We start from the raw sequence: 24,707 nt of genomic DNA on the forward strand, positions 1-24,707 counted from the left end.
GCGTGGTGGCGGGGAGTGGGCGGCGGGGCGGCGGCGGGGCGGCTGGGGGCCACCGGGAGCCGCAGCCCGTCTTCCAGGCTGAGGGCCTCCGCAGCCAGCGCCGCCGCAAGCTCGCCGATGCCCCGTCCCAGCACGGCGCTCGGCCGGATGCCGACGCTCTGCCACAGGGCCGTCATCGCCGCCTGCACGGCGTACGCGGCGGCCCGCTCCAACGCCGGGTCGCCCGCCAGCGCGGCTTCATTCCCGCCGAGCAGGGTGTCGAGCAGCGACGTACCACGGACATCCTGTAGCGCACGGTCGCAGTGTTCGAGCACCCCTCGCACAACCGGCTCCGTCCGGTACATCTCTCCGGCCGTGCTCAACCACCGGCCCGCTGTGCCCAGGTACACGAAGGCAACCTTGGTCACGGAAGGCAGAAGGTCGTTGTCGGAGGCCCCATCGGAATCCGCCAGCGATTGCAGCCCGGCCCGCAACTCCGACCCATTGCGGAACGCCAGCCCGGCCCGGTAACCAAAGTGGCTGCGTCCCGTGCCCGCCGTCCACGCCATGTCGGCGAGCAGCCCCAACGCCGCACTCGCCGACGGGTCAACGGCATGCTCGTCAAGCCACTCCAGGTACCCCGCTGCCACTGCTCGCAGCGCCTGCGGCGTCTTGCCCGAGAGGGGAAGCACGCGAGCCCCGCGCTCGGAGGTCGGGTCCTCCGGCAGCAGCACGTCGGCGAAGGGCGCCCGCAACCCGACATCCGCCCGCTGCGGCTCCCCTGACGGCGAACCGTCGGCCGAGGGTCCGTAGCCCTCCAGCACCACGTGGGCGTTCGTGCCCGACAGCCCGTAGGAGTTCACCGCCGACAGCGCCCGCTTTCCCGAAAGCGACGGCCACGTCGTCTGCTCTGAGGTGATGCGCAGGAGCATCCGGTCCCACTGGAAGTTGGGGTTTGGCTCCCGAAAATGGAGGTGCGCCGGAATCAGGCCGCTCCGCATGGCCAGCACCGCCTTCATGATGCTGGCCATTCCCGCTGCCCACTCCGCGTGGCCGATGTTCGTCTTCACCGAGCCGACCAGCAGCGGCCGCTCGGCGTCCCGGCCCCGTCCGTACACGGACGACAGGGCGTTCAGCTCGATTGAGTCGCCAAGATCGGTGCCGGTGCCGTGGGCCTCAAGGTAGTCAACGTCGGCGGGCTCGACCCTGGCGCGCGCGAGGGCATCCTCCATGACGCGCTCCTGCGCCGGGCCGTTCGGCACCGGCAGGCCCGCGCTGGCGCCATTCTGGTTCACCGCCGAGCCCAGGACCAGCCCCCAGATGCGGTCGCCGTCCGCCTCCGCCTGGCCGAGCCGCTTAAGGACGAGCACGGCGCAGCCCTCGCTGCGCACGAAGCCGTCGGCGTTGGCGTCGAAGGAGCTGCACTGCCCGCTCGCTGAAAGCATGCCGAGGTCTCGGTGGAACCGGACGATGGGCAGCGAAAAGGTCGAGTTGGTGCCGCCCGCGAGGGCCATGTCGACCTCGCCGCGCTGCAACGCCGCCGCGGCCTGGTGCACGGCCACGAGCGATGAAGCGCAGGCCGTGTCCACCGGCATCGCCGGGCCCTCCAGCCCCAGGACGAAGGAGACCCGCCCCGCCGTCACGCTCCCGGTCGTCCCGAAGTACTGCTGGTCCTGCCCGGTGGCGCTGATCACGTCGCGGTACTCACTGCCGCCGACGCCCACGTAGACGCCCGTGCGGCTGCCCCTGAGACCCTCGGGGTCGATTCCCGCGTCCTCCAGCGCCTGCCATGTCGTCTCCAGCAGCATGCGCTGCTGCGGGTCCATCATCCGCGCCTCAATGGGCGAGATGCGGAAGAAGGAGTTGTCGAACTTGTCTATGCCCTCGACGAAGCCGCCCCTGCGATAAAGCGGGTCCTCAGCGTCGGGGTCGCCCGTCAGTCCCTTCCACGGCCCGGAGTCCGTCCGCCCGTCGGTCACGGCGTCGGTCCCCGACTCCAGGAGCGTCCAGAATGAGGCCAGGTCGGGCGCGCCGGGGAAGCGGCAGGCCATGCCGACGATGGCGATGGCGCCCTCTCCCGTCTTGACTTCCCTGACGCGCCGAGGCGCCGGGGCCGCCTGGCCCGTGCTCTCAAGCGCCTGTCCCAGCTCCCGGGCGAGGAAGGCGGCTAGCGCGGCCACGTTGGGGTAGTCGAACACCGCCGTGTTGGAGACCACGTATTGCCCGGTAAGCGCTCGGTTCATGCGGTTCCGCAGCTCCACCGACATCAGCGAGTCCATGCCAAGGTCGAAGAACCCGACGTTGGGCGCGGGGGGCGAGGGTGTGCGAAGCACCGCCTGCAGCTCCCGTTGGAGGAAGGCGACCAGCGTCTCCTCCCACTCGCCCGGTGAGCGCTCCCGCAGCTGCGAGAGCAGGTCGGCCTCGGCGGCCGCGCTCCCGTCGCCGCCCGCCTCGTCGACCAGAAGCTCCTCCAGGAACAGGGGCCGCTCCTCGAAGTTCTCGGCCAGGACCGGCCAGTCGACGGCCGCCATCATGCCGGCGGTCGTGTCCTGCCGCACCAGCTCGTCGAACGCTCTGAGGCCCTGCTGCGGGCTGATCCAGCCGGTCCCGGAGGCTGCAAGCTGCCGCTCGATCCGCTCACGCTGCTCCTCCGCCTCGCCCAGTCCCGCCCACGCGCCCCACGCGATGGACTGGCCAGGCAGGCCCAGCGCCCGGCGGTAGCCCGCAAGCTGGTCGAGGAAGGCGTTGGCCGCCGCGTGGTTGCCCTGCCCCGAGTTGCCCACGACGCCCGTGATGCTGGAGAAGAGCACAAACAGGTCCAGGTCGCGGTCCAGCGTGGCCTCGTGCAGCCGCCATGCCCCCAGCACCTTGGGCCCCAGCACCATCTCGAACCGCTCCCACGTCTGGTTGCCCAGCGACCCGTCCGAGAGCACGCCCACGCTGTGGATGATCCCCGCCAGCGGCGGCATGTCCGCGTCGATGCGCGCCAACATCGCGTCGACGGCCGCGGGGTCGGTCACGTCCGCTAGCTCGACGCGCACGTCGGCGCCCTGCCGCCGCAGCGCCTCGATCGCCTCCTCCGCCTCGGGGTCCGGCGGCCGGCGGCCGTTGAGCACGATGACGCCCGCGCCGCGCTCCGCCAGCCAGCCCGCGACCTCAATGCCGATGCCGCCGAGTCCACCCGTGACCAGGTAGGTGCGGTCGCCTCGCAGCCGCCCGTCTACGAGCGGCGGCATGACGATGACGTTCTTGCCGATGTGCCGGGCGGAGCGCATGAATTCCATTGCGCCGCTGATCTCCGCCATGGGCCAGCGGGTGTACGCCAGCGGCTGCAGATCGCCCGCCGCCACGCGCGCGATGACACGCCGCAGCGATGCCCCCGCTGCGGCCGGGTCCCGGCGCTTGAGCTGGTCTACCTCTAGGACCGAGTAGGAGACGTCGGGGCGGATCTCCGCCATCTGCTCCGCTGTCCAGATGTCACGGCGGCCCATCTCGACGAACCGGCCGTTCTGGGCAAGGCAGGCCACGCTCGCCTCAATGAAGCCCGGCCCCGTCAGGCTGTTCAGCACCACGGTCACGCCTTCACCGCCCGTCGCCGCCAGCGTCTGCTCCGCGAAGTCCGTCGACCTGCTGTCGAAGACGTGCTCGATACCGAGCGCCCGCAGGTACGGCTGCTTGGCCGCGCTGGCCGTTGCGAAGACCTCGGCCCCCGCGGCCTGCACGAGCTGGATGGCCGCCAGCCCGACGCCGCCGGACGCCGTGTGGATGAGCACGCGGTCGCCGGCGTGCAGCCCTGACATCTGGAACCCTAGCTCCGCCGACACGAACGACGTGGGGAAGGTGGCAAGCGCCGCCGCTTGCAGCCCCTCGGGCGCGGGAGCGACCATCTCGGCGCGCGTCACGATCTCCGGCTGGAACATGCCGATGCCGAGTCCCAGGACCCGCTCGCCGACGCTGAACCCGTTGACGCCGGGTCCGATTTCCGTGATGCGGCCGCAGAACTCGTCACCCAGCTGGGGGTCCATCTCCACCGCGCCGACGCTGATGAGGACATCGGAGAAGTCCAGCCCCGCCGCCTCCACCGACACGCGGACCTCGCCGTCCGCCAGCGCGCGCGGCGGGGCCGGTTCCGCGTGCAGCCCCTCCAGGCCCTCGCCGGGCGTGGGCACGATCCGCCAGTTGCGGTCGTCGGGCAGCGCTATGCGCGGCCGCCCGTCACGCCGCCGCACCAGCCTCGCGGCGAAGCGGTCCCCGGAGCGGTAGGCCACGTGCGTCTCGCCGTCCGGGAACATGAGCGCGTCGACCAGCGTGTCAATGGGCATGGGCGTATCGGGGTCAAGGTCAATCATTCGCGGCTGTAGGTGGCCCACCTCCCGCGCCAGCGCCTTGCCGAAGCCCCACAGTGTCGCTCCGGCAAGCTCCCCGGCGCTCTGGCGCATGTAGCCGCGCTCCAGCACCTGCGCGCCCCGCGTCAGAAGCGAGACGCCGAGCGCCGGTGTGACGTCGGCGTCTTGCATCGCCTGCACCAGCGCGAGGGCGCTCGCCCCAGCGCGCCTTGCGTCCTCCGCCACCTCGGCCGTCGTCGCGTTGCGGCCGTGCCCGGCGAGGGCGTAGCCGTGCACGACGCCCCGCAGCGGCACAGCCGACGCCAGCGCATCCCGCCACGCCGCCCTGTCCCCGGCGTCCGCCGTGATGACTGTCTGGTTCAACGCCGCCAGCCCCTCGGCCAGTTCGCCGGTCGCGGCGTCGCCGGCGATGAGCCATGCACCCGCAGGCCACGTAACCTCTGACGGTCCCTGCGCCATGATTACCCCGGACCCTATGGGACCCTCCTCGCCCCAGTGCTCGCCGCCGAGGACGGCCGAGTCGACGTAGCCGGTGTCGGCCAGCGCCCGCCGCCATACCTCCGGCGTCGCCAGCGCGTGGTCGGGCCGGTAGTCGTCGTAGAACCGCCACCAGCCGTCGAGCTGCCCAAACGTCATGTCCTGCCAGCCGCGCCCCTTCAGGTTCTCCAGGGCGATGAGCTGCCCCGACGGCGACAGCAGGTCCATGCAGTGCCCCAGCGTCTCGGTCAGGCTACGGGTGGCGTGCAGGACGTTGACGGCGATGACCATGTCGTAGGAGTGCGGGCGGAAGCCCTGCACCGCCGGGTCCCGTTCGATGTCGAGCGGCCGGTATTCGATGGCGTGGCCCGAGTCCATGAAGCGGCCCTCGGCCTCGGCGAAGAAGCCGGCGGAGATGTCCGTGAACATGTAGTCGAAGTTGCCCGCCGGGAGCTCCGGCAGCACCGACGACGTCCCGGAGCCCGTGCCCGCGCCCACCTCCAGGATGCGCATCCGCCGGCCCTCGGGCCAGTTGGCTACGGCCGCGGCAACGGCATCGCCCAGGAGCCGGTTGGAGGCGCGCGAAGCCGGCGCGGTGAAGTAGAACTCCGTCGCCCCCGGGCCCTCGCTGGCGAAGAGGATGGACAGCGGGTCTGCCTCGCCGCGCAGCACCTCGGCCAGCGCGCTGCCGCTCCGCCGGAGCAGCCCCAGCTCGCTGACGCCGTGGGGGTGCAGCTCGGCCAGCCTGTCGGCGAATGCCTCCGGGTCGGCGAGGGCGTCGTCTGGCAGCGCGCCGCCGTCCTGCACGACGACGGTGTAACGCCCGCCGTCCGGCTTCGCCAGCACTCCGGCGTCCGACAGGAGCCGGAGCATGCGCTCGAGAAGCCGGGAATGCGCGGGGATGACCTGCAGCTCTTCGCGAAGGGCATCCGGGACGACGGCCGCGCCCGCCTCACGGTTCCACCCCAGCCGGTGCAGCGCCGCCAGCGCGTACGAGCGCGACAGGCGCTCAAGGTCGGTCAGCAGCGCGAGACGCTCGTCGACCTCCACGCCCTCTCGGGAGAGGTACTCGGCAAACGTTGCGGTGGTGGCGGCGATGGCCGCGGGACTTGTCAGCCCGTCGGCCGCGATACGGCGTCCCTCCAGCGGCCGCTCCCGCCACACCACCTCGTAGAGAAGATCCTGCAGCCCCTCGGACGCCGATAGCAGCGCCGTCCGGGTCGCGCGCTTCAGCGTGAAGCCCGTCAGCCCGCCCAGCACGAGCCCCTCGGTCGAGTACAGCCAAAGGTCGCCTGTCAGCGTTTCCGGTACGTGAGTGCCGTCCTCTCCCTGTGCGCTCTCGCGTAGCTGCGCATGGCAGACCAGCCGTTCCGGCAGCGGCCCGTTGAGCCACAGCCGCTCCCACGCGAAGGGCAAGTACGTTGCGTCGCCTCCGATGCCGGACAGCGTCCGTGTTGCCGAGAGCACCTGGAAGCAGCCGTCAAGCAGCAGCGGATGGATGCCGCCAGCCAAACCCTCTGCCGAGCCCTGCAGCGCGATCTCGCCGACCGCTTCTCTTCCCTCGCAAAACAGGCTCTCCACGGTGCGGAACGCTGGCCCGAAGTCGATGCCCGTGCCCGCCTTGGCGCGGTAGTAGGCGGCCACGTCCTGCGGTTCCAGATCCGACGTCAGCGCCTCGAGCTGCACCCGTTCGTTGGGCCTCGACTGACCCCCGGCCGGCGAGATCTGTCCCTCGGCGTGCAGCGTCCACTCCTCGTCCGGCTTGCCCTTGCTGTAGACCTCGAAGCGCCGCGGCTGCGACCCCTTGCCGCCGTCGATGACCATCTGCACCCGGCGGCCCGGCTCCGGGTCGTCGCCGTTGGAGTCGTACTCCGGGTAGACCAGCGGGTTGTGGAGCTGCAGTTCCTCGACCGTCGACGCGCCGCCCCCCGCAGCCAGCGGGACGCTCGCGGCCATTGCGCCGTACACCGCGCCCGGCATGACCACGCGTCCGTAGACGCGGTGGTCCTGCAGCCACTGCGGGTCCGAGGGGAACATCTCCGTCTCGTACATCACCTCGCCGCGCGGCGATTCGTGCTTCACGCCGAGCAGCGGGTGCGCGTCCCCCTGCCTCCGCCGCTGCGTGGCCGTGACCCAGTACCGGCGTCGCTGGAACGGGTACCCCGGCACCGAGATCTTCCGCCGCTCCTCCCCCGCGAACAGCCCCGCGAGGTCGACCGGCAGCCCCGCCTCGTACGCCCCCGCGACGGCCCGGACGTAGGCGTCGGCCCGCTCCGGCTCCGAGCCGTCGAACGACGGCCGCAGCACGCTATGCAGCACGGTCGGAGCCGCCACGACCCCCGGCCGCTGCGGCCAGTTCAGCGAGACCAGCGGCCCCAGCACCGAGTGCGGCCCCAACTCGATGACCGCGTCCACGCCCAACTCCCCCAGCGTCTCGACGCTGCTCCGAAACGCCACCGGCGACCGGGCGTGCCGCCGCCAGTACGCGCCGTCCAGCCGTTCGTCGTCGCCCACCGGCGCGCCCGTCAGGTTGCTGAGCAGCGTGACGGCGGCCGGCGAGACCACGATGTCTGCAAAGACCGCCTCCAGGTCGTCGAGGGCGGGCTCCACCAGCGGGCTGTGGTACGCCGGGCTCGACCGCAGCCGCCGGACGTTCACATTCTCCGCTTCCAGCTTGTCGACGAAGGCGTTGATCTCCTCCGCCGGGCCGCTCACCACCTGGTGCGTGCCGTTGTCGACGCCGATGCACACGTCCGCGCCGGGGCGGGCCGCGTTCCAGTCGGCGACCGCCGTCTCCACCTGCCCTGCCGCCGCGAACACCGCCGCCATCGCCCCCGCTCGGGGCAGTGCGCCCAGCAGCCGCCCGCGCGCCGAGGCGAAGCGTAGCCCGTCCTCCAGCGAGAACACGCCCGCCGCCTGCGCCGCCGCGATCTCCCCCAGGCTGTGCCCAACGACCACGCTCGGCTCGATGCCGGCGCCCTTCCACAGCGCCGTCAGCCCGCACTCCAGCGCGTAGATGGCCGGCTGCGTCCACCGAGGCTCGTCGAGGTCATTCCCACCGGCGCTCTCGCGGCCGAACATCACGTCCAGCAGCGACCCCCCCCGCTCCGCCCGGATGAGATCGTCGCACCGGTCAAGCACAGCCCGGAACACGGGCTCGCTCTCGTACAGCCCCTCGCCCATGCCGGGCCATTGATTCCCCTGCCCCGTATACGCGAAGGCCACCTTCGACGCCTGCTGCGCCGCCGCATCGTCCTCGGCGTCCGCGACACCCCGCAGCCCCTCGCGCAGCGCCTGCGCATCCCGGAAAACGATTCCCTTCCGCACATCGAAGTGGCTGCGCGCGACGCCCGCCGTCCACGCCATGTCGGACAGCTCGGCGTCCCCGGCGGCGCCGTTCGCGAAAGCCTCGCCGCTCTGCCTGTCCAGCCACGCCAAGTACGACCGCGCGAGGTCGCGCAGCGCCCCGTCGTTCTTCCCGGCCAGCGGCAGCAGCCGCGCCGGGCGATTCGCGCCCGCGTCGCCCGCGACGGACAGTGCCGGCCCCGCCGGCTGCGGCATGCCGCCGGTGTCGACCGGCCCGGGAACCGCGTTCGGCGAGGACTCCACCACCACGTGCACGTTGGTGCCCGACCAGCCGTAGGAGCTGATGCCCGCCCGGTGCGGCCTGTGGCCCACCTCCGGCCACGCCGTCACCTCCGAGGTGATCCGCACCGGCAGGTTGGCCCAGTCCACGCGCGGGTTCGGGTTGTTGAAGTGCAGGTGCTTGGGGATCATGCCCCGGTGCATCGATAGCAGCACCTTCATCAGCCCCGCCACGCCCGCCGCCGGCTCCAGGTGCCCCACGTTCGTCTTGACCGATCCGACGAGCAGCGGGTGCTCGGCGTCCCGGCCCTGCCCGTAGATCTCCGCCGCCGCGTTCAGCTCGATGGGGTCGCCCACCTCCGTGCCCGTGCCGTGCGCCTCCAGGTAGTCGACCTCGTGCGGCTCGATGCCCGCCTGCAGCAGCGCGTCCACGATGACATTCGACTGCGCTGTCGCGTTGGGCACCGTGAGCCCCGCGCTCGCCCCGTCCTGGTTCACCGCCGAGCCCCGGACGACGCCCCAGATCCGGTCCCCGTCCGCGATGGCGTCGCTCAGCCGCTTCAGCACCACCATGCCGCAGCCCTCGCCGCGCACGAAGCCGTTGGCTGACGCGTCGAACGCCTTGCACTGCCCGTCAGGCGACAGCATCCGCGCGTTTGCCCGGAGCTGCGTCAGCCGCCCGAGGAAGATCGCCTGCACCCCGCCGACCACCATGAGGTCCGCCTCATTCCGCTGCAGCGAGGAGATCGCCTGGTGCAGCGCAAACAGCGACGACGAGCACGCGGTGTCCACCGCCATCGCCGGCCCCTCGAGCCCGAGCGCGTACGCTACGCGGCCCGCAGCTGTGTTGAACGACGTCCCGGCGACGGTGTACAGGCTCGCGGCCGGCTCGGTCGGCTGGTTCGCCTCCAGGCTGATGGTGCGGTAGTCGTTGTTGCTGATGCCCACGTACACGCCAGTGCGGCTGCCCTTCAGCCGGTCCGGGTCCACCAGCGCGTCCTCCAGCGCCTGCCAGCACGTCTCAAGCACCATGCGCTGCTGCGGGTCCAGCAGTTGCGCTTCCACGGGGGGAATACGGAAGAACTCGGCGTCGAACAGGTCGATGTCATCGACCAGCGCCGCAAACCTGCACGCGGGGTTGTCCCTCGCCGACTCCGGGTAGAACTCGCCGATGCGCCCGACGCCCGAGCCCGGCACGCCCTCCGTGATCGCGTTGCCGCCCGTCTCCAGCAGCCGCCAGAACGACGCCAGGTCCGGCGCCCCCGGAAACTTGCACGCCATGCCGACGACGGCGATCGGATCGTTCGCCTTGAACTTCGGCGTCTTGCCTGTTCCCAAAGAAGAAGCTCGATGCTCGTTCGCCAAATCCACACCCCACCCAGGACGCCTTTAAATGCCAGTATACCAACGTAAGACACACAAATAGCATGTCTCTGGTGTCAGTTGCGGGACAAAGAGGTGAGGTGGTCTAAGGCTTTGGCGGCGCCACCCTCAGTGAGATGATCTCCGTTTCGAAGTACTGCCGGTGGCTCACCGACGCCGCGTAGTGCCGCATGAGCCTCAGCGAGGCGTCGCGCTCAAAGGCAGTCTCAATATCGAGCGACCCCAGCTCCGTCTCCCCCGGTAGCGGCTGGGAGAGCAGCGAGACCCGGTCCTCGATGTTCTCCGCGCCGCCGGACACGCAGATGAACTCCAGTTCCGCCACGGGACCCACGCTGCCGATGTCCACCACCAGCCGCCGCGGCCTCCCTCCGTCGTCGCCCTCGTGCCCCTCCTGCAGGACGAGCATCGTCTCCTCCGTGACCGCCTGCAGCCGCGCCGCCATCTCCGGGCTCCAGCCGTGGCGAGAAGCGAATGCCTGCAGGAAGTCGTTGACCCTGGGGAGCTCGTCCATGCGCATGTCAACCTGGAGTCGGCTCCGGCGCTGCCGCCTGAACTCGGCGAAGATCGTCAGCAGGACCAGCACGAGCCCGCCGCCGGTCAGCGCCTTCTGCAGTACCGCCTCCCATAGGTCATCAATCGGCAGCGGCAACAGCCCCGTCTGCAGCCCCATTCCCACCACCAGCGCCGTCCCGATCACCAGGCTCGTCCGGTAGTCGGGCGCGTCTTGGATGACCAGCCTCATCCCCTCGACCATGAGCGGCCCCATCAGCAGGATCATGTACACGGCAATCACAGTGTCGGGGATCCCCAGCAGCAGGCTCCACAGCTTCGGGAAGAACGCTGCGGCCACAATGAGCGCGCCCGTCGCGACGGCCACCTGCCGGGAGGCGCACCCCGTCTGCTGTACGAATGTGACGCCCCGCGGGCTTGTGGTGATGGGCATGATCCCGGCTATTCCCGACGCGACGTTCGCCACCCCCGTCATCCCCGCCGCGCCCTGCACCCGCCGGAAGTCCATCGCCCGCGGCGTCCGCCATGAGACCCGCTGCGTGGACAGAGCGATGGAGTTGCCCTGCAGCACGATGACTGTCGAGAGGAACAGGAACACCGGGAGCAGCGCCCAGAATGTCGCGTCAAAGCGCAGTCCCAGGCCCGGCCAGCCCCCCAGCGGGAACCCGGCGATGGCCGCTTCCCTGGCGGGCTCGAAGTCGTAGATGCCGAAGAAAACGGCCGTGATTGAGCCCGCAACGATGCCGATGATCGAGGCCCACACCCGCCACCCTGCCGATCCACGAACAAGCAGCCCAAGAATGACCGCGAAGGTCACCAGGATGCACACCGGCCCCGCCGCCTCATGCGCCCCCTCCGGCACGCTGTTCAGGTTGCGGAACAGCACCGGCACCAACGTGATCAAGAGCAGGATCAGGATGGCCCCGCTGACCGCCGGCGTGATGACGCGCCGCAGCAGCGACATCCGCAGCGACACTGCGATCTGGAACACCCCTGACACCAGCAGCAGCGCCGCAAGCGTCCCCGTCCCGCCCTCCTGCAACGCAAGGATGCAGAAAGGAATGGTCGTGGGCGAGGGGTACGGCACGACGAACAGCCCCGCGCCCATCGGCCCCACCCGGAACGCCTGCACGATGGTCGCCGCTCCGTTGACGACGAGCATGGCGAACACCGCCCACGCGGAGAACTCGTCGGAACTGTCGGCCGCCTGCGCCAGCAGGATCGGGATCAGCGCTATCGGGGCCGTCGCCAGCAGCGCCGACTGCACGCCCAGCCCCAGCGCCACCAGGGACGGCGGCTGTTCGTCGACCTCGTATCTCGGGAAGGAGGAGGTTGCTTCGGTGGTCATGCACGGACGGCGGCTGGATGCTCAATGGAAACCGGCCGCCTACTCCCTTTGCGCAGAGTTCGCCCCGACGCCGCATGCCTGGGGTACGACTTGGACATATACGTGGGCAGCGGCACGAGACACCGTGCGATTATAATGCACTCCTTTCCCTCCAACCAAACCGCCGGCTGCACGAGACGCAGTTCGTTCGAGGCGCGCTCGAGGCGTTGCACGGGGCATCCAACTGAAGCCGCACACCTGTCAGCGCCCCTTCCTCGCTGCCCTCATCCTGTCCTTGGAACAATGCCGGTTGGTGGGCGGGAGAAGTGGAGCAATGATAAGATTGGGCCAAACAGGCCGCTCCTCCAGCTGTAAAGGCGGGTTGAATGACGCTTGTTGGAGCTGTCCAGCGCTGCGATCGAAGTGCCAGAGCGGGGAACTCTAAGGAGGCGCCAGGTGGAGACGAAAGACTTGATCATTGATGATGCCGACAGGGGCATATTTCGCTACCATCGCTCTTCCTTGACCTCGCCTGGCGTCCTTGAGTTGGAGAAGGAGCGCATATTCGATCGGTGCTGGCTGTACTTGGGACACGAGTCGGAGGTGGAAAAGCCGGGTGACTACCGCCGGCGGAACGTGGCGGGGCGTCCGCTGTTTTTTGTCAGGGGTGAAGACGGCCGGGTAAGGGTGTTCCTGAACAGCTGCCCGCACCGCGGCGCCGTGCTATGCCGCCGGGATGAGGGCAACGCCAAAGTATTTCAGTGCTTCTACCATGCCTGGACCTTTGGCATCAATGGAGAATTGGCCGGTTTTCCTGACAGGGAGGGCTATAGCGATCAGTTCGACTGGACCACGATGGGGTTGGTTTCTCCACCCCGTGTCGACAGCTACCGTGGCTTCTACTTTGTCAGCTTCAACCGACACGTTGAAGACCTTGAGACCTTCCTCGCCGGCGCCAAGGAATACATTGATATCATAGCCGATCAGTCAGAAGACGGCATGAGAGTAAGTAGTGGTTCTCACCAGTACTCCGTACAGTCAAATTGGAAACTGATGACTGAGAACGGCATCGACGGCTATCACCTTCTGCCGTTGCACAGATCCTACTTTGAGTACGTTTTCAATCTGGCCAGAGAGGTGCCGGGAGCAAGTTTGCTGGAAGATTGGGAGCCCGGAGGGGTCTTGTCTTTGGGGAACGGCCATGCAGTCGCGATTAGTGGTGGCTCGGCTGGCCGAACCGTTGCCCACTGGCACCCCCTCTTGGGTGAAGACACAAAGGAAGAGGTCACACGCATCCGGGAGCGGCTGGTTGAGCGGTTCGGAGAGGAGCGGGCCTATCGAATAGCCGACTATAACCGGTTCATTTTGATCTACCCAAACTTGTTCATCTATGACTTTATATATACCACCATCAAAGTCCACTGGCCTACTGCGCCAGACAGGTCGGAAGTAACTGGCTGGAGCCTCGTCCCCAGTGAGCATAGTTCGAACTTGCTGGCTCGCCGGCTGGACAACTTCCTCACTCTCGCGGGTCCAGGAGGTTTCGCCATTCCAGATGACATAGAAGCGGCTGAATCGTGCCAGGCCGGCATTCAGGCCGGTGGACCGGAATGGTCGGATGTCTCTCGGGGCATGCACCGCCAGGACTCGACTTCCGATGAGTTGCAAATGCGGACTTTCTGGCGGCAATGGCACGGTCATCTGACGGGACGGGATAAGGTCGAGACGGCAGACCGGGTCCCGCAAAAGGCGGGTGATTGAGACATGCAGATAAGCCAACCCCGCTCTCTTAGAGAAGAGGTTGAGGATTTCCTCTACGAGGAAGCGGCGCTGTTGGACGAATGGCGCCTTGATGAGTGGGCCGCCCTCTTTACTGAGGATGCCAGATACGTGGTCCCTACCACTGACCTGCCCGAAGGAGACCCCTATCGGAACGTGGCCTTCATCAACGACGACATTGTGCGCCTCCGGGCCAGGGTCAGGCGCTTGAAGAGTCGCCACGCCCACCGGGAGAGTCCCTCGTCGCGCACCCGTCGCTTCATCAGCAATGTCCGGGTCAAAGAGACCGAAGACAACGATCTGGCGGTGACTGCCAACGCCCTCGTGTACCGGTTCCGCGACGGTGAGGACGCCCCCTTCGTGGGCCACTTCGAGTACAGGCTGAAGCGCGTCGACGGCGGGTTCAAGATCAGCTACCGGCGTGCGGTGCTGGACCATGAGTCGCTAACGCACCACGGGGCGGTAAGCATCATCTTCTAGGGAAACACAAGGCCCGCATTATGGGGCCGGTCGCCATGGTCCTTTTGGGCGCCGTCCACGTTTAGAAGAGACGGGTCGCAGCCATGTACTGGCTGGACAGTGGAAGGGTGAACTCCATTCTCGGCTGTTGTGGGAATGAGCGTGGGAAATTCAACCATTTGCTGCTATAATCGTATTTGCTTCTGACTCCCCCTATCTCCACCAGGCCCCTGTAGCTCAGAGGATAGAGCGCCTCCGTCCTAAGGAGGGCGTCGGGGGTTCGAGTCCCTCCAGGGGCGCCATTGCCATCGCAGGAGCGTAGCTCAGCCTGGTAGAGCAGCGGTCTCCAAAACCGCCGGTCCGGGGTTCGAATCCTCGCGCTCCTGCCAACGACACTCGTTAAGAGGGCCGGCATCGCTGGCCCTCTTGCTTTGCCCGTCCGTCGGGCCGCCGTGTCCGCAAGCTTGAGATTCAGGCGCAACGGTTGCCATGCGTGCCCGAATATACATAAGCGGCAATGTGGCGTATGATGAGCGCGCGCCGGCGAGCGCGGAAAGGGGGCCCATATGTGGCCTTTTGACGGAGGGTCCAGCGGGAAAGCAGTGAGTCGGGAGATGCGAATCGAGTTGGCAACGCAGTGTGGTATTCCATACCCGGACTCGGAACACCTGCTGTCGGTTTCCCAGGGCGGCAAGCTGGCGGGCAGGAAGATAAGGAACTTCCGCGTATTTGCCCCCACCGGTGTCTCGGCCGATGACGGCCGCGGCTACGCAGACGTGACGGGTGACACCATTCTCTATGACGGCATCATAGAAAAGGACGGCGTCATCACCCTCAACAAGGGCCGCAAGATGCGGTAGGCTCGGCTCTGCCGTGTTTTGCATAGGCGCTCTCTCCGCCGCCTCGCGCGGCGCTGGGCGTAGGTCGCTCTCCCGAACGCCCGGCGATGGTTCAGCCAGGCCCAATCGATGCCGTCTGTCGTTTGCCGTCCTGATCGCCTTCCTGGCGGTTGCCCTGCTGACCGTGTGCGGTGACTCGACCTCCGATGTCGCAGCGGTCCCCACGCCAACCCCTCAACCGGCTGTCGACCTCATCGCCTACGTCGGCGAAGACGGCAACGTCTACACGGTGAAGGGTGACGGCACGCTTCGCGAACAGGTCACGCGCCTCGGCTCCGGCCCCGTCGCGAGTCTTGCGGTTGCTGGCCTCGCCCAAGCCCGTCCCTCCTCCTACTACGCATGGCCCGCGTGGTCGCCCGACGGCGCGCGGCTGGCCGTTTCCCGCGTCATAGTCGAAGGCTCGACGCTGGACGGCGTCGACCTCCGAGTGATTGATTTGGCGTCTGGCCAGGACACCGTCGTGTTTGCCAACAACCCCCTTAACGTCGGCTACGTCGCGCAGCGTGCCCCGCACTACCCCTACTGGAGCCCCGGCGGCGAGCGCATCGGCTTCCTCGCGTCCGGGGCGTCCGGGCTGACGCTGTACACGGCCAGCGCGGACGGCGAAGGCGGTGCGGAGGAGGTCGTCTCCGGCGCGCCGCTCTACTTCATCTGGTCCCCCTCCGGCGACGGCGCCCTCCTGCATGTGCGGGACCGACTGCTCACTGCCGAGGGATCGGATGCGTTGGACACTTCCGTGTTGTCGGTCGGCGGCCTCGCTTTTCGCGCTCCCGGCCTCTCCCACGACGGCGAGCGCATGGCCTACGTCGGCGCCACCTCCTCCGGCGGCCTCGCGTTGCACACGGCGACGTCCGACGGCGTCGGTGCGAGCGCCCTGACCGAGGCAGAGGGACTGCGGGCATTCCTCTGGTCGCCTACCGAACGCCACATCGCCGTCTCGAACGACCTGCTGCCGGGACTCGCCCTGTATGACGGGTTCAGCGTTCTGGACACAGGGTCCGGCGATGAGCTCCTCGCGGTGACCGACCGGACCTTGTCCTTTGTGTGGTCGCCGGACGGCTCTCGTCTGGCCTACGCCGCGCTCGACCCGAGCGAGGAGTGGCTGGCATGGAAAGTTGTCAGTCTTGACGGGTCGGAGCCCCGGGAGCTGGTGCGTTTCCTGCCCACCCAGGAGATGTTCATCTGGCTCAGCTACTTCGACCAGTATTCCCACTCCCACGGCGTCTGGTCCCCGGATGGCTCACATCTCGTCTTCGCCGGGCGAATACCGGAGCCCGACGGCGCCGTCCGTCCCCGGGACCAGGTCATCGTGCTGGACGCCGACGGCTTTGCGGAGCCAAGAGCCATCGCGGAAGGGACCGTCGCCTTCTGGTCCTGGCGCTAGGGAAACCTCTCCTCACTCCGCTACCTTCCGTGCTGAGACCACGTAGAGCGGGTCGGAGGCGCCTTTCGGCTGCGGGCTGATGTCCAGAACGCGAGGCTGCTCCCAACCCCCAGCCACCGCGAAGTACGCGGTGATGAGCTGTGCGTGCTCGTAGTCGTCCAGCGAGCGCCAGATTGCCGTTGCCTTGGTCGGGAACATGCGGTTGGAATAGATGATGTGGAAGCTTCCCCGGTCCTCCAGCACGCGGTGCACCTCCCGAAAGATCTCCACCGGGTGCGTGATGTACTGAATCGAGACGGTGATGACCGCCGCGTGCAGCGAGTTGTCCCGGAACGGCAGCCCTCGCACCGTGTTGATGTCGGCGAGCACCCGGTCGTCGAGCTGCGGGTTCTCGGCCAGCTCCACGCCGTTCAGGCCCAGGCCGATGAGCCGCTCCCGCGCGAAGTCCGCCGGCAGGTGCGACCGCCAGCTGCTCATCAGGTCGAGGATGATGCCTTCCGACGGCAGGCTCGTGCCGAAATACTCCCCCACCGCCTCGATGGCCCGGTCGTCGATGTGCACGACGAGCCTCGGATCCCGGTAGAAGAGGACGTCCGGCGACTCGTCCTCGCGTCGGAAGTACTCTGGGCGAAACGGGCTGTCCGGTCCGGTGCTCATGGCGGGGCCTATGCTACCGTACACGGGCTGGTGCGCCAAGCCGTCGCACGTTGACAGAAATGGCCCGGGAGTGGGAAGATTGCATAGCTGACACCCTCATGGTTTGGCCTGTTTGTCGTTTGGCCCAGGTGGTGGAACTGGTAGACACGCGGTCTTGAGGGGGCCGTGGGGCAACCCGTGTGGGTTCGAGTCCCGCCCTGGGCACCACCATCACGAGGCGACGTAGCCAAGTGGTTAAGGCGAGGGTCTGCAAAACCCTTATTCGGCGGTTCGATTCCGCCCGTCGCCTCCACATCTCCTCTCCGCACTGCTGCTCCCGATTGCGCCGACGCTGCAATGGCTGCAAACTGTATCCATAGCGCCGAGGTGGCGGAACGGTAGACGCGGCGGACTTAAAATCCGCTGCCCGAAAGGGCGTGTGGGTTCGACACCCTCCCTCGGCACCACCGACGCTCTCGCACGGGGTTTCGCTCCAACACCCTGCACCCCACACACAGCAACAGCCCCACCCTTGTGACCCTGTGTTTCCTTCAGGGCAAATGGATGGGGCCGTCAACACGCCTTTGACTGGCGCTTCCGCCGCCTAGATCGCCGTAAGCCAGCCTTCTGGCGCAGACTTCGGCTGAGAGTCTCCGTCGAGCCAGACCATGTACTCCATTGGGTCCCCCGGCTTCTTGACGCCCTCGAAGAAGTCGATCACCTTGAAGACATAGCCCGTCCGGTCGTAGAGCACACCGGGGGCCGGCGGGTCCTTGGCCTCCCGGTTGATCTTTATGCGTTGTCCTTCCGCAAACAGGGCCATGACAACCTCCTGAATCGCATGAATGCGCGTCCGCCGCCGATGATGCCGGACGCGGTATTGGCTCCGTAAGCTATGCCGCCTCCAGGCAGTCCTCCGCGACGGCGTATGTACGGTTGGGCTCGTCGTCGAAGCGCACCAGCAGGCCCAGGTCCCGCGGCGCCGGCTCCACCACGACGGCCTCTCGGCCCGTCCAACTGTCCGGCAACTCACCAATGGCTTCTTTGACGCGCACGCGCTGACCTGGTTCAAACGCAGGCATGAAGTCCCTCCAAGTTGGACGTGATGGCAAAAATGTACACAACGCCACCATCGACGGCAAGGGCTGCCCGTAATGCTAGCCCTCTGCCGCTGCCCTCGCCCTGTCGCCCGGTCCCTCATACGTGCCCGGGTAGCGCTCCCGCAGCCGCAGCAGGAAGTAAAGGGCAGGCACCATCAGCGCCATCCCGAAGAACCCCAGGAAGTGCAACCCCATCGTCTCGATTACAACGCCGCCCACCAGCGGCATGCCGATGGCCGCCGTCGCCGTGAACGTGTCGTTCGCGCCGATGACGCGGCCGCGGGCTGCCGGCGCAGTCGTGTCCGCGTACAGCGCCGTCGCCGAGATGTTCACGCCCGACCAGCCCAGCCCCACCAGGAACGTGCCCATCGTGATGATCCAGTAGTAGGGTGTCGCCACGATGAACCATGTCCCGGCTGCCGCCACAAAGACCCCTATCAGCATCATGTTGCGGCGGCCAATGCGGTCTGCAAGCCGCCCGATGGGAATGGAGAACCCGAACATGCCGATGACGTGAATGGCCACCGAGAGCGAGATGCTTGACAGCGGAAACCCATGCTCGTTGAGGGCGAGGGAGGTCATCGCCATCATCATATTCATGTTGCCCTGTACGCTGAACATGGACACGAATGCCGTGAGCTTGGGGTACTCCTTCATGAACGTGACGATGCTCACCTTGGGCGGAGTTCCCTGAATCGCGGGCGGCGGGACATAGTCCGGGTAGTAGTCCGAGAGGTTGCTGGCGATCTCCTTGGGGTCCGGCCGCACCTGCAGGATGAGCGTCAAGCTGCCGATGACCGCCACGGGCACGAAGAACCAGGCAAGCGCGATCGGTTCCAGGTCGAACCCCGGCGCAGCCCATTCCGCAGTGCGAATGAGGATGGGCCCAAACACGGCCCCCACCAGCGAGCCCGTGAGCACGAGCCCCAGCCCCTCTGCGCGGCGGCTTGGCGGGTACATGTCCGCAGCCGCCACCCGAAGCTGCTGTACGGCCCCCGTTCCGAGCCCCATCACCAGCAGCCCGAAGAGCAGGATTGGGAAATTCGACAGAATTGCCGAGGTGCCTGTGATGCCCGCCCCTATTCCCGTCAGCAGCAGCCCCAGCACCACGCCCGCTCGCCGTCCGAACGCATCCGTCAGTCGCCCGATGGGATAGGCGATGATGAGCCGGCTCAGTCCCGTGATGCTCGTGCCGATACCCGCCAGCGACGCGTTGTTGATCATCTGCACCACGAGCACGGGCGCCAGCGTCGGCACCATCTGCCCGCCGGCTCCGCTGAACGCCTGCGATGAGGCAAGCAGAGCCGTATTCTTCTTGACGATGTAGGGTGTGCGCGTCCTGCCCTTGGTCTGCGCCATCCCGCCTCCTGCTAACCTATTCCCGAATGTAAGGTTGTCGCTCCCGCTGAAGCGGGAACTTCTTTCGCTGAGAAACCAGGCCTTGCCCTGAAGCAGGGAACCTGCCTACCCGCCCGCCTCCGGCGTCAGGTCCCTTCCTGCCAGCGCCGGGTGGTCCGCAGTGTACCTGTGCGCCCGGAACACGGAGTTCATCGCGCCCGAACCGAACTGCGCCCCCTCCGGGATCTCGTGAGGGTTCACAAACTCCCACACGATCTCCTTGTCGCTTGTAACCTCGAAGATGCGTCCCGGCGCCCCCTCCGTAATCAGCGTGTTGCCGTTGGGCTGCCGCTCGCACCCGCTGATGTGGAAGCTGTAGAACGAGATCGGGGGATCGCCGACATAATCCCACGCAATTGCGTCCGTCTTCGGGTCAATCTCGATTACGCGCGAGAAGCTGGGGCCGCCACGGTGCGGCCCGTTGTCGAATAGCAGGACGTTGCCGTTGTCCAAGAACGTCGGGTGGTGTTGGTGCGAGATCTGCCCCGGCCCCCACTTCCACGTGAATTGCCCCGTGTCCTTGTCCACGATGCCCACCGTGTCAATCTGTCGGAAACTGACGAGGAGGTCGCCGTCAGGCGTCATGGTCAGCGCGTTCTGGTGCAGCCAGTTGGCCCGGGACTCGAATGGGCACATGACGTCCGTTTCGGGGTCGAGGGCCTGCCACATGCTGTAGTCGCGTACCGTCGAGCCCTCCACATCAACCTCGCGCACCATCTCGCCCGCCATTGGCGCGTCGATGTCGCCCCGCCCGCCGCGCACGCGCCGCGACACTTCCTCCGGCATCGGGTCCGACCGCACCACGAGGGTGTGGCCGTTCGGCAGCCGCTCGAAGTCGTGGTGCGCTCGCGCGTCCCAGTACTCCCACACGACGTTGCTGTCCCAGTCCAGCTCCATGATGCCCGACACCGGCTCGCCCGCCACCCCGGTGCCGCCGGCCCCGCGGCTGCGGCACAGCATATTCCCGTTCGGCAGCAGAAAGCCGTACGCCAGCCCCTGTTCCCTGAACCAGCGATGGCACACCCGCCCTTCCATGTCCAATAGGTACGCCGTGTGCCCCCCGGACATGGCAATGAGCGTATACCCCTGGAACGCCTGGGAGGCGTCATGGTATAGGAGTCCCCTAGGGTGATGTTCGGACCAACCCATGTCTTCCCCCTTCGGATCCCGCCCGGGTGCTTGCAGCGTGCCCAGTCTCAGCAAGCGTCGGAATGTGCCGCTATAATAGTCCCGTCCATCCAACCCCTCAAGTGCGCCGAGTGAGGGGAAAAGTAGCAAAAGTCTTTGGCGTAGGAACTACCATGCTGGGCGCCCTGTTTGCCGTGCTCTCGGCCCTCTCCTTCGCCTTCAGCACCATCACCGCGCGGCGAGGGGTGATTGGCAGTTCCGCATCGTTTGGACTCTACATAACTGTAATTCTCGGCGTCCCTCTCTTCGCCATCGCTGCCCTTGCCACTGGCCAGATCTTCGACACCTTCGACCTCTCGCCGGAGGCCATGTTGCTGCTGGCCGGCGCCGGCGTTCTGCACTTCCTCATCGGCCGGTACTGCAACTACCGCTGCATCGACGCCATCGGCTCGAACCGCTCCCAGCCTCTGCAGGCCACGAATACCATCTACTCCGTCGTCGTCGCAGTGATCGTGCTGAGCGAGGAGGTCACCCCCTTGATGGGTGTTGGCATCGTCCTCCTCGTGGTCGGCCCCATGATCATGGTCGAGCGCCGACGCCAGCGGCAGCCGGAGCCGGTCGCCGCCCAGACCGCCGAACAGCCCGCCGCGGCGGCAACGCCAACCGCCGGCACGCCCAGGCCCAACGCCGCCACCAATCCCCGCTACGTCGAGGGGTACACTTTTGGGCTCCTCTCCGCCGCCGCCTACGGCACCAGCCCCATCATGATTCGCTACGCGCTTGAGGACACGGGGCTGGGCATCGCCGGCGGCTTGATTGCCTACATCGCCGCGGCGGGCCTCCTCATCGCGACGCTGGCCATTCCCGGCCAGCTGAAGAACATGCGCGGCTTCGACCTGAAGGTAGTGCCGATGTTCTCCGCCAGCGCCGTTGCCGTCTTCCTGGCGCAGCTCTTCCGGTTTGCAGCGCTGGCCATCGCCCCCGTGTCGCTGGTGACCCCTCTGACGCGCCTCGGCGTCGTCTTCGTCCCCACTCTCAGCTTCGTCTTCAACCGGAACCTGGAGAGCTTCAGCCTCCGTGTCCTCATCGGCATCGCGCTGTCAGGCCTGGGCGCCGTGCTCCTGGCCATCGGCGTCACCTAACCCTTCGGTAACCGGTGCCCATCGGCAATATCTTCTTCGTGGAGTTACATGAGCAAACAGCAGCAAGAGCCCGCCCGTCCGTCAGGCATCTTCTACGGCTGGTGGATCGTTCTGGCGTCGATGAGCGTGCTGGTCATCGGCAGCGGCTTCTACTGGCAGGGGTTCGGTGTCTTCTTCCTCTCCCTGCAGGAGGAGTTCGCCACCAACCGGGCAGCCCTCAGCGGCGCCATCGCCCTCTCGCAGCTCGAGGGCGGCATGCTTGGGCCTCTCGGCGGCTACCTGGTCGACCGCTACGGCCCGAGGCGCATGATCACCATTGGGGCCATTACCATGGGCGTGGGATTCCTGCTCATGAGCCAGGTGACCTCCCTCCTCATGTTCTACATCGTCTTTCTGGGCGTCATCTCCGTGGGCATGTCCGTCGGCATTCGAGTGCCGGCGCTGGTGGCTCCGGCCAACTGGTTCGTCAAGAAGCGCGGCCTCGCGATTGGCATCTCCCTGACGGGCAGCGGCCTGGGAGGGCTTTTCATCCCAATCTTGGGGTTGCTCATAGTCAACTACGGTTGGCGCACAACCGCCGTGGCGGCCGGCATCGCCATCTGGGTGCTGGCGATCCCCCTCGCGCTGATCATGCGCACCCGCCCCGAGGACCACGGCCTCCTCCCCGACGGCGAGCGCCCCAGCGAGCGGCAGCCGGCTCCCGCCGCGTCGGGCTCGACCGATGCGTCCAGCGCCGTCCGGGCCCCGGTGGACCACATGGAGGGCGACTACACCCTGCGGAGCGCGCTGCGGCTGCCGGTGTTTTGGTTTCTGGCGGTTGCGTTCGGTCTGCGCCAGTTCGCCGTTGGGGCCATCTCCCTGCACGTCGTGCCCTTCATGGTCGACACCGGCCGCAGCCTCGAGGTCGCCTCGACCATCCTCGCCGCGACCACCTTGACCAGCGTTGTGGGACGCCTGGGCTTCGGGTGGCTGGCCGACCGCTTCCCGCCTCGCTACATCATGGCCGTCAGCATGGTGATGGTGGGCATTGGCGCCCTCATCCTGAGCAACGTCACGGACGGCTGGACGCTCCTGGTGCTGTACATCGTCGTCTACGCCATCGGCTGGGGCGGCGGCGCCGTCACCATGAACGCCACCCGCGGCGCCTACTTCGGCCGGCGGGCCTTCGGCACCATCTCCGGCACCATGGATTTCTTCCAGATGTTCGGGCTGGTGCTGGGGCCAATCTTTGCGGGCTTCGTCTTCGACATTACGGGGAACTACACAATCGCCTTCACAAGCTTCGCGGTGTCCGCCGCGGCTTCGGGCGTGCTGATGGTGTTCTTGCGCCCGCCGAGACGCGCCCCGTCGACACGGCAGGACGCGACTGACACCGCGCTCCACGAGGGGTAGGGAGCTCCGGGGGAGTCCTATAAAAGGCAAGGCGCCCGCACGTCAGTGCGAGCGCCCCTGCTCTCGTGTTGACACCGCTGGCGCGGCGCGCCTAGGCGTACTTGCGCCCCTGCCCCTGTACTTCCAGTCCCGCCTGCTCGCCGGCCTCGATGTACGCCTCACCGATGTTGGAGCACTTCACAGCCTTGTCCCCAGAGCGGACCTCAAATCCTACGAGACGGCCGCCGTCCCAGATCTCAATGATCTCTGCCTTGCCGTGTGGCCCTTCGAGTACTGCAATCTGTTCTTCTTCTGCCATAGTCCCTTCTCCCGTTAAGACGCCCAGCCCATGCGGGCTGGGCGTCGAAATCGCTGTTTCGCCCTGGCTGGTTGCCTTGGCCTATACCGCCGCGACTATACGGTTACCTTGTCGGTAATGTACTGCGACGTGCATTCAGCCTTGACCTGCTCCACCAGTTCCTCGACCGTTCCCTCCGTCGACATTGCCGCCGCGCGGTGGTAGGAGTAGGCCGCAGGCCGCCATGGCTCTTGGGGCTCTTCCCCTTCCATCATGTTCCGCGCCATCTTCAGCAAGCGCCTCCGGACCGCGATGATCATGAAGTCAGAGCTCGTCAGGTGCTCCTGCGTGCGGTCGGCGACGGCCCCCCACTGGTCCTCCATCATGGAGATGTCCTGGAGCGGGAAGCAGCTCAGGCCGGAGTAGTTGAAGTACCGCTGCATGTTGCGGTCGATCTGGTAGTGGTTGCCCATGTTCTTCACCGGCTTGAACGTGCCGGGAATGAGCTCCGGGAAGTACCAGCCGTCGTTCTTGTAGTGCTCAAGCTCGGCGTTGGGGATGGGCTCGTATGCCCACCGGACCCGGTAGAACATGAGGCTCTTGTTGTCGATGGGAATCCGGATGTTGCTCGAGTAGGTGTTCGGGCCCGCTGTCGTGCCGGCCGTCGGGAAGATGGGCGCCATCCAGGGGGACACACTGGCGAACTTGGTGCCGTCTGGCCGCTCGCCGGACCGGACGAAGAGGAGGCCGGAGTCGGAGTTTTCGACGTGGCCCCAGTTGTCCTTGTCATTCTCGGTCTGGCGCCGGGGCCCCACAGCGTTGGGGAACGGCTCGTTCTCAGGGGTCGGCCGCATCCGGTTCTGGTTGGGGATCACGTTGTATTGCGGCACCTGCGGCCCGCCGTCCAGCACCGTGTGCAGGAAGGGCCCGTGGCCGGGGTCGTAGTCGCCTTCCATCGCCTGCAGGTAGTTGCACTCCATGATGAACTTCCGCACGTAGACGTGGTCCAGCGGCATCTTCGTCCACTCGAATTCCGGGAAGGGCGGCTGGCTCTCTGCCGGGCCCATGTAGGTCCAGATCAGGCGGCCGGCCTCCACGCACGGGTATGCGCGAATCTTGATCTTGTCCTTGAACGTGTCTCCCTCCGGCGCGTTCGGCATGTCGACGCAGTTCCCGTCGACGTCGAACTTCCATCCGTGGTACACGCAGCGGATGCCGCACTCTTCGTTCCGGCCGAAGAACAGCGATGCGCCGCGGTGCGGACAGTACTTGTCCATCAGGCCGGGCCGGCCGTCCGTGTCGCGGAATGCCACCAAGCTCTCGCCCAGGAGCGTCATCTCTACGGGGTCGCAGTCCGGTCCCGCAAGCTCCTCGGCCAACAGGGCGGGAATCCAGAAGCGGCGGAACACCTCGCCCATAGGCGTGCCGCGGTCGATATTGGTAAGCAGCTCGTTGTCTTCCCTCGTCAGCATGGCCTACATCCTCCTATATTTGTGCTCAACACAC

General features: G+C 67.1%; 15 protein-coding genes and 5 tRNA genes. 11 read left to right on the top strand and 9 right to left on the bottom strand.

Annotated elements, in window-relative coordinates; translation table 11 throughout:
- Together OXC99_05545 and OXC99_05550 are read right to left on the bottom strand one after the other, a co-directional pair.
- On the bottom strand, positions 1-9,725 hold a 9,725-nt coding region (locus tag OXC99_05545), incomplete at its 3' end, for an SDR family NAD(P)-dependent oxidoreductase (protein ID MCY4624448.1).
- 130 nt (positions 9,726-9,855) lie between these two features.
- A complete protein-coding gene (locus OXC99_05550; GenBank protein ID MCY4624449.1) occupies positions 9,856-11,628 on the bottom strand; it encodes a hypothetical protein in 1,773 nt (590 codons plus the stop codon).
- 435 nt (positions 11,629-12,063) lie between these two features.
- Between OXC99_05550 and OXC99_05555 the strand changes: the two genes are divergently transcribed.
- From OXC99_05555 to OXC99_05580, 6 genes are all read left to right on the top strand, one after another.
- Positions 12,064-13,368, top strand: a complete 1,305-nt coding sequence (locus tag OXC99_05555; protein ID MCY4624450.1) for an aromatic ring-hydroxylating dioxygenase subunit alpha — start codon at positions 12,064-12,066, stop codon at positions 13,366-13,368.
- A gap of 3 nt (positions 13,369-13,371) precedes the next feature.
- Positions 13,372-13,866 (top strand): aromatic-ring-hydroxylating dioxygenase subunit beta, encoded by a 495-nt coding sequence (locus OXC99_05560; protein ID MCY4624451.1) that lies wholly within the window; start codon positions 13,372-13,374, stop codon positions 13,864-13,866.
- A 205-nt stretch (positions 13,867-14,071) separates the two neighbouring features.
- Positions 14,072-14,147 (top strand) — tRNA-Arg (locus OXC99_05565).
- 10 nt (positions 14,148-14,157) lie between these two features.
- Positions 14,158-14,234 (top strand) — tRNA-Trp (locus OXC99_05570).
- Positions 14,235-14,471: 237 nt separating this feature from the next.
- Entirely contained in the window at positions 14,472-14,705 is a 234-nt protein-coding gene (locus OXC99_05575; GenBank protein MCY4624452.1) for a hypothetical protein, read from the top strand.
- Between the two features lie 13 nt (positions 14,706-14,718).
- Entirely contained in the window at positions 14,719-16,128 is a 1,410-nt protein-coding gene (locus OXC99_05580) for a hypothetical protein (protein ID MCY4624453.1), read from the top strand.
- Between the two features lie 12 nt (positions 16,129-16,140).
- Here the strand turns inward: OXC99_05580 and OXC99_05585 are convergent, their stop codons facing one another.
- The gene (locus OXC99_05585) at positions 16,141-16,785 is read right to left on the bottom strand and encodes a methyltransferase domain-containing protein (protein MCY4624454.1); all 645 of its coding nucleotides are present in this window, start codon (positions 16,783-16,785) and stop codon (positions 16,141-16,143) included.
- Between the two features lie 122 nt (positions 16,786-16,907).
- Here OXC99_05585 and OXC99_05590 point away from each other — a divergent pair.
- From OXC99_05590 to OXC99_05600, 3 genes are all read left to right on the top strand, one after another.
- Positions 16,908-16,992, top strand: a tRNA-Leu gene (locus OXC99_05590).
- A gap of 9 nt (positions 16,993-17,001) precedes the next feature.
- A tRNA-Cys gene (locus tag OXC99_05595) sits at positions 17,002-17,077 on the top strand.
- A gap of 68 nt (positions 17,078-17,145) precedes the next feature.
- Positions 17,146-17,231, top strand: a tRNA-Leu gene (locus OXC99_05600).
- A 137-nt stretch (positions 17,232-17,368) separates the two neighbouring features.
- On the opposite strand, the gene OXC99_05605 is transcribed toward OXC99_05600, so the two are convergent.
- The 4 genes from OXC99_05605 to OXC99_05620 all read right to left on the bottom strand — a co-directional run bounded on the left by OXC99_05605 (position 17,369) and on the right by OXC99_05620 (position 20,330).
- The gene (locus OXC99_05605) at positions 17,369-17,587 is read right to left on the bottom strand and encodes a hypothetical protein (protein ID MCY4624455.1); all 219 of its coding nucleotides are present in this window, start codon (positions 17,585-17,587) and stop codon (positions 17,369-17,371) included.
- A 70-nt stretch (positions 17,588-17,657) separates the two neighbouring features.
- Complete coding sequence (locus tag OXC99_05610) at positions 17,658-17,846, bottom strand: hypothetical protein (protein MCY4624456.1); 189 nt, start codon at positions 17,844-17,846, stop codon at positions 17,658-17,660.
- 75 nt (positions 17,847-17,921) lie between these two features.
- Positions 17,922-19,223: an MFS transporter gene (locus OXC99_05615; GenBank protein ID MCY4624457.1), complete on the bottom strand. Its 1,302-nt coding sequence runs from the start codon at positions 19,221-19,223 to the stop codon at positions 17,922-17,924.
- A 105-nt stretch (positions 19,224-19,328) separates the two neighbouring features.
- Positions 19,329-20,330, bottom strand: a complete 1,002-nt coding sequence (locus tag OXC99_05620; protein MCY4624458.1) for an aryl-sulfate sulfotransferase — start codon at positions 20,328-20,330, stop codon at positions 19,329-19,331.
- A gap of 233 nt (positions 20,331-20,563) precedes the next feature.
- Between OXC99_05620 and OXC99_05625 the strand changes: the two genes are divergently transcribed.
- Together OXC99_05625 and OXC99_05630 are read left to right on the top strand one after the other, a co-directional pair.
- The gene (locus OXC99_05625) at positions 20,564-21,532 is read left to right on the top strand and encodes an EamA family transporter (GenBank protein ID MCY4624459.1); all 969 of its coding nucleotides are present in this window, start codon (positions 20,564-20,566) and stop codon (positions 21,530-21,532) included.
- Positions 21,533-21,580: 48 nt separating this feature from the next.
- Entirely contained in the window at positions 21,581-22,924 is a 1,344-nt protein-coding gene (locus OXC99_05630) for an MFS transporter (GenBank protein MCY4624460.1), read from the top strand.
- Positions 22,925-23,015: 91 nt separating this feature from the next.
- Here OXC99_05630 and OXC99_05635 read toward each other — a convergent pair whose 3' ends face one another.
- The gene (locus OXC99_05635; GenBank protein MCY4624461.1) at positions 23,016-23,222 is read right to left on the bottom strand and encodes a hypothetical protein; all 207 of its coding nucleotides are present in this window, start codon (positions 23,220-23,222) and stop codon (positions 23,016-23,018) included.
- Between the two features lie 95 nt (positions 23,223-23,317).
- The gene (locus OXC99_05640; protein ID MCY4624462.1) at positions 23,318-24,673 is read right to left on the bottom strand and encodes a Rieske 2Fe-2S domain-containing protein; all 1,356 of its coding nucleotides are present in this window, start codon (positions 24,671-24,673) and stop codon (positions 23,318-23,320) included.
- Positions 24,674-24,707 lie beyond the last annotated feature (34 nt).

The sequence above is a fragment of the Chloroflexota bacterium genome, from assembly GCA_026713825.1.
Classification (GTDB): Bacteria; Chloroflexota; Dehalococcoidia; order Lucifugimonadales; family UBA1127; genus UBA1127.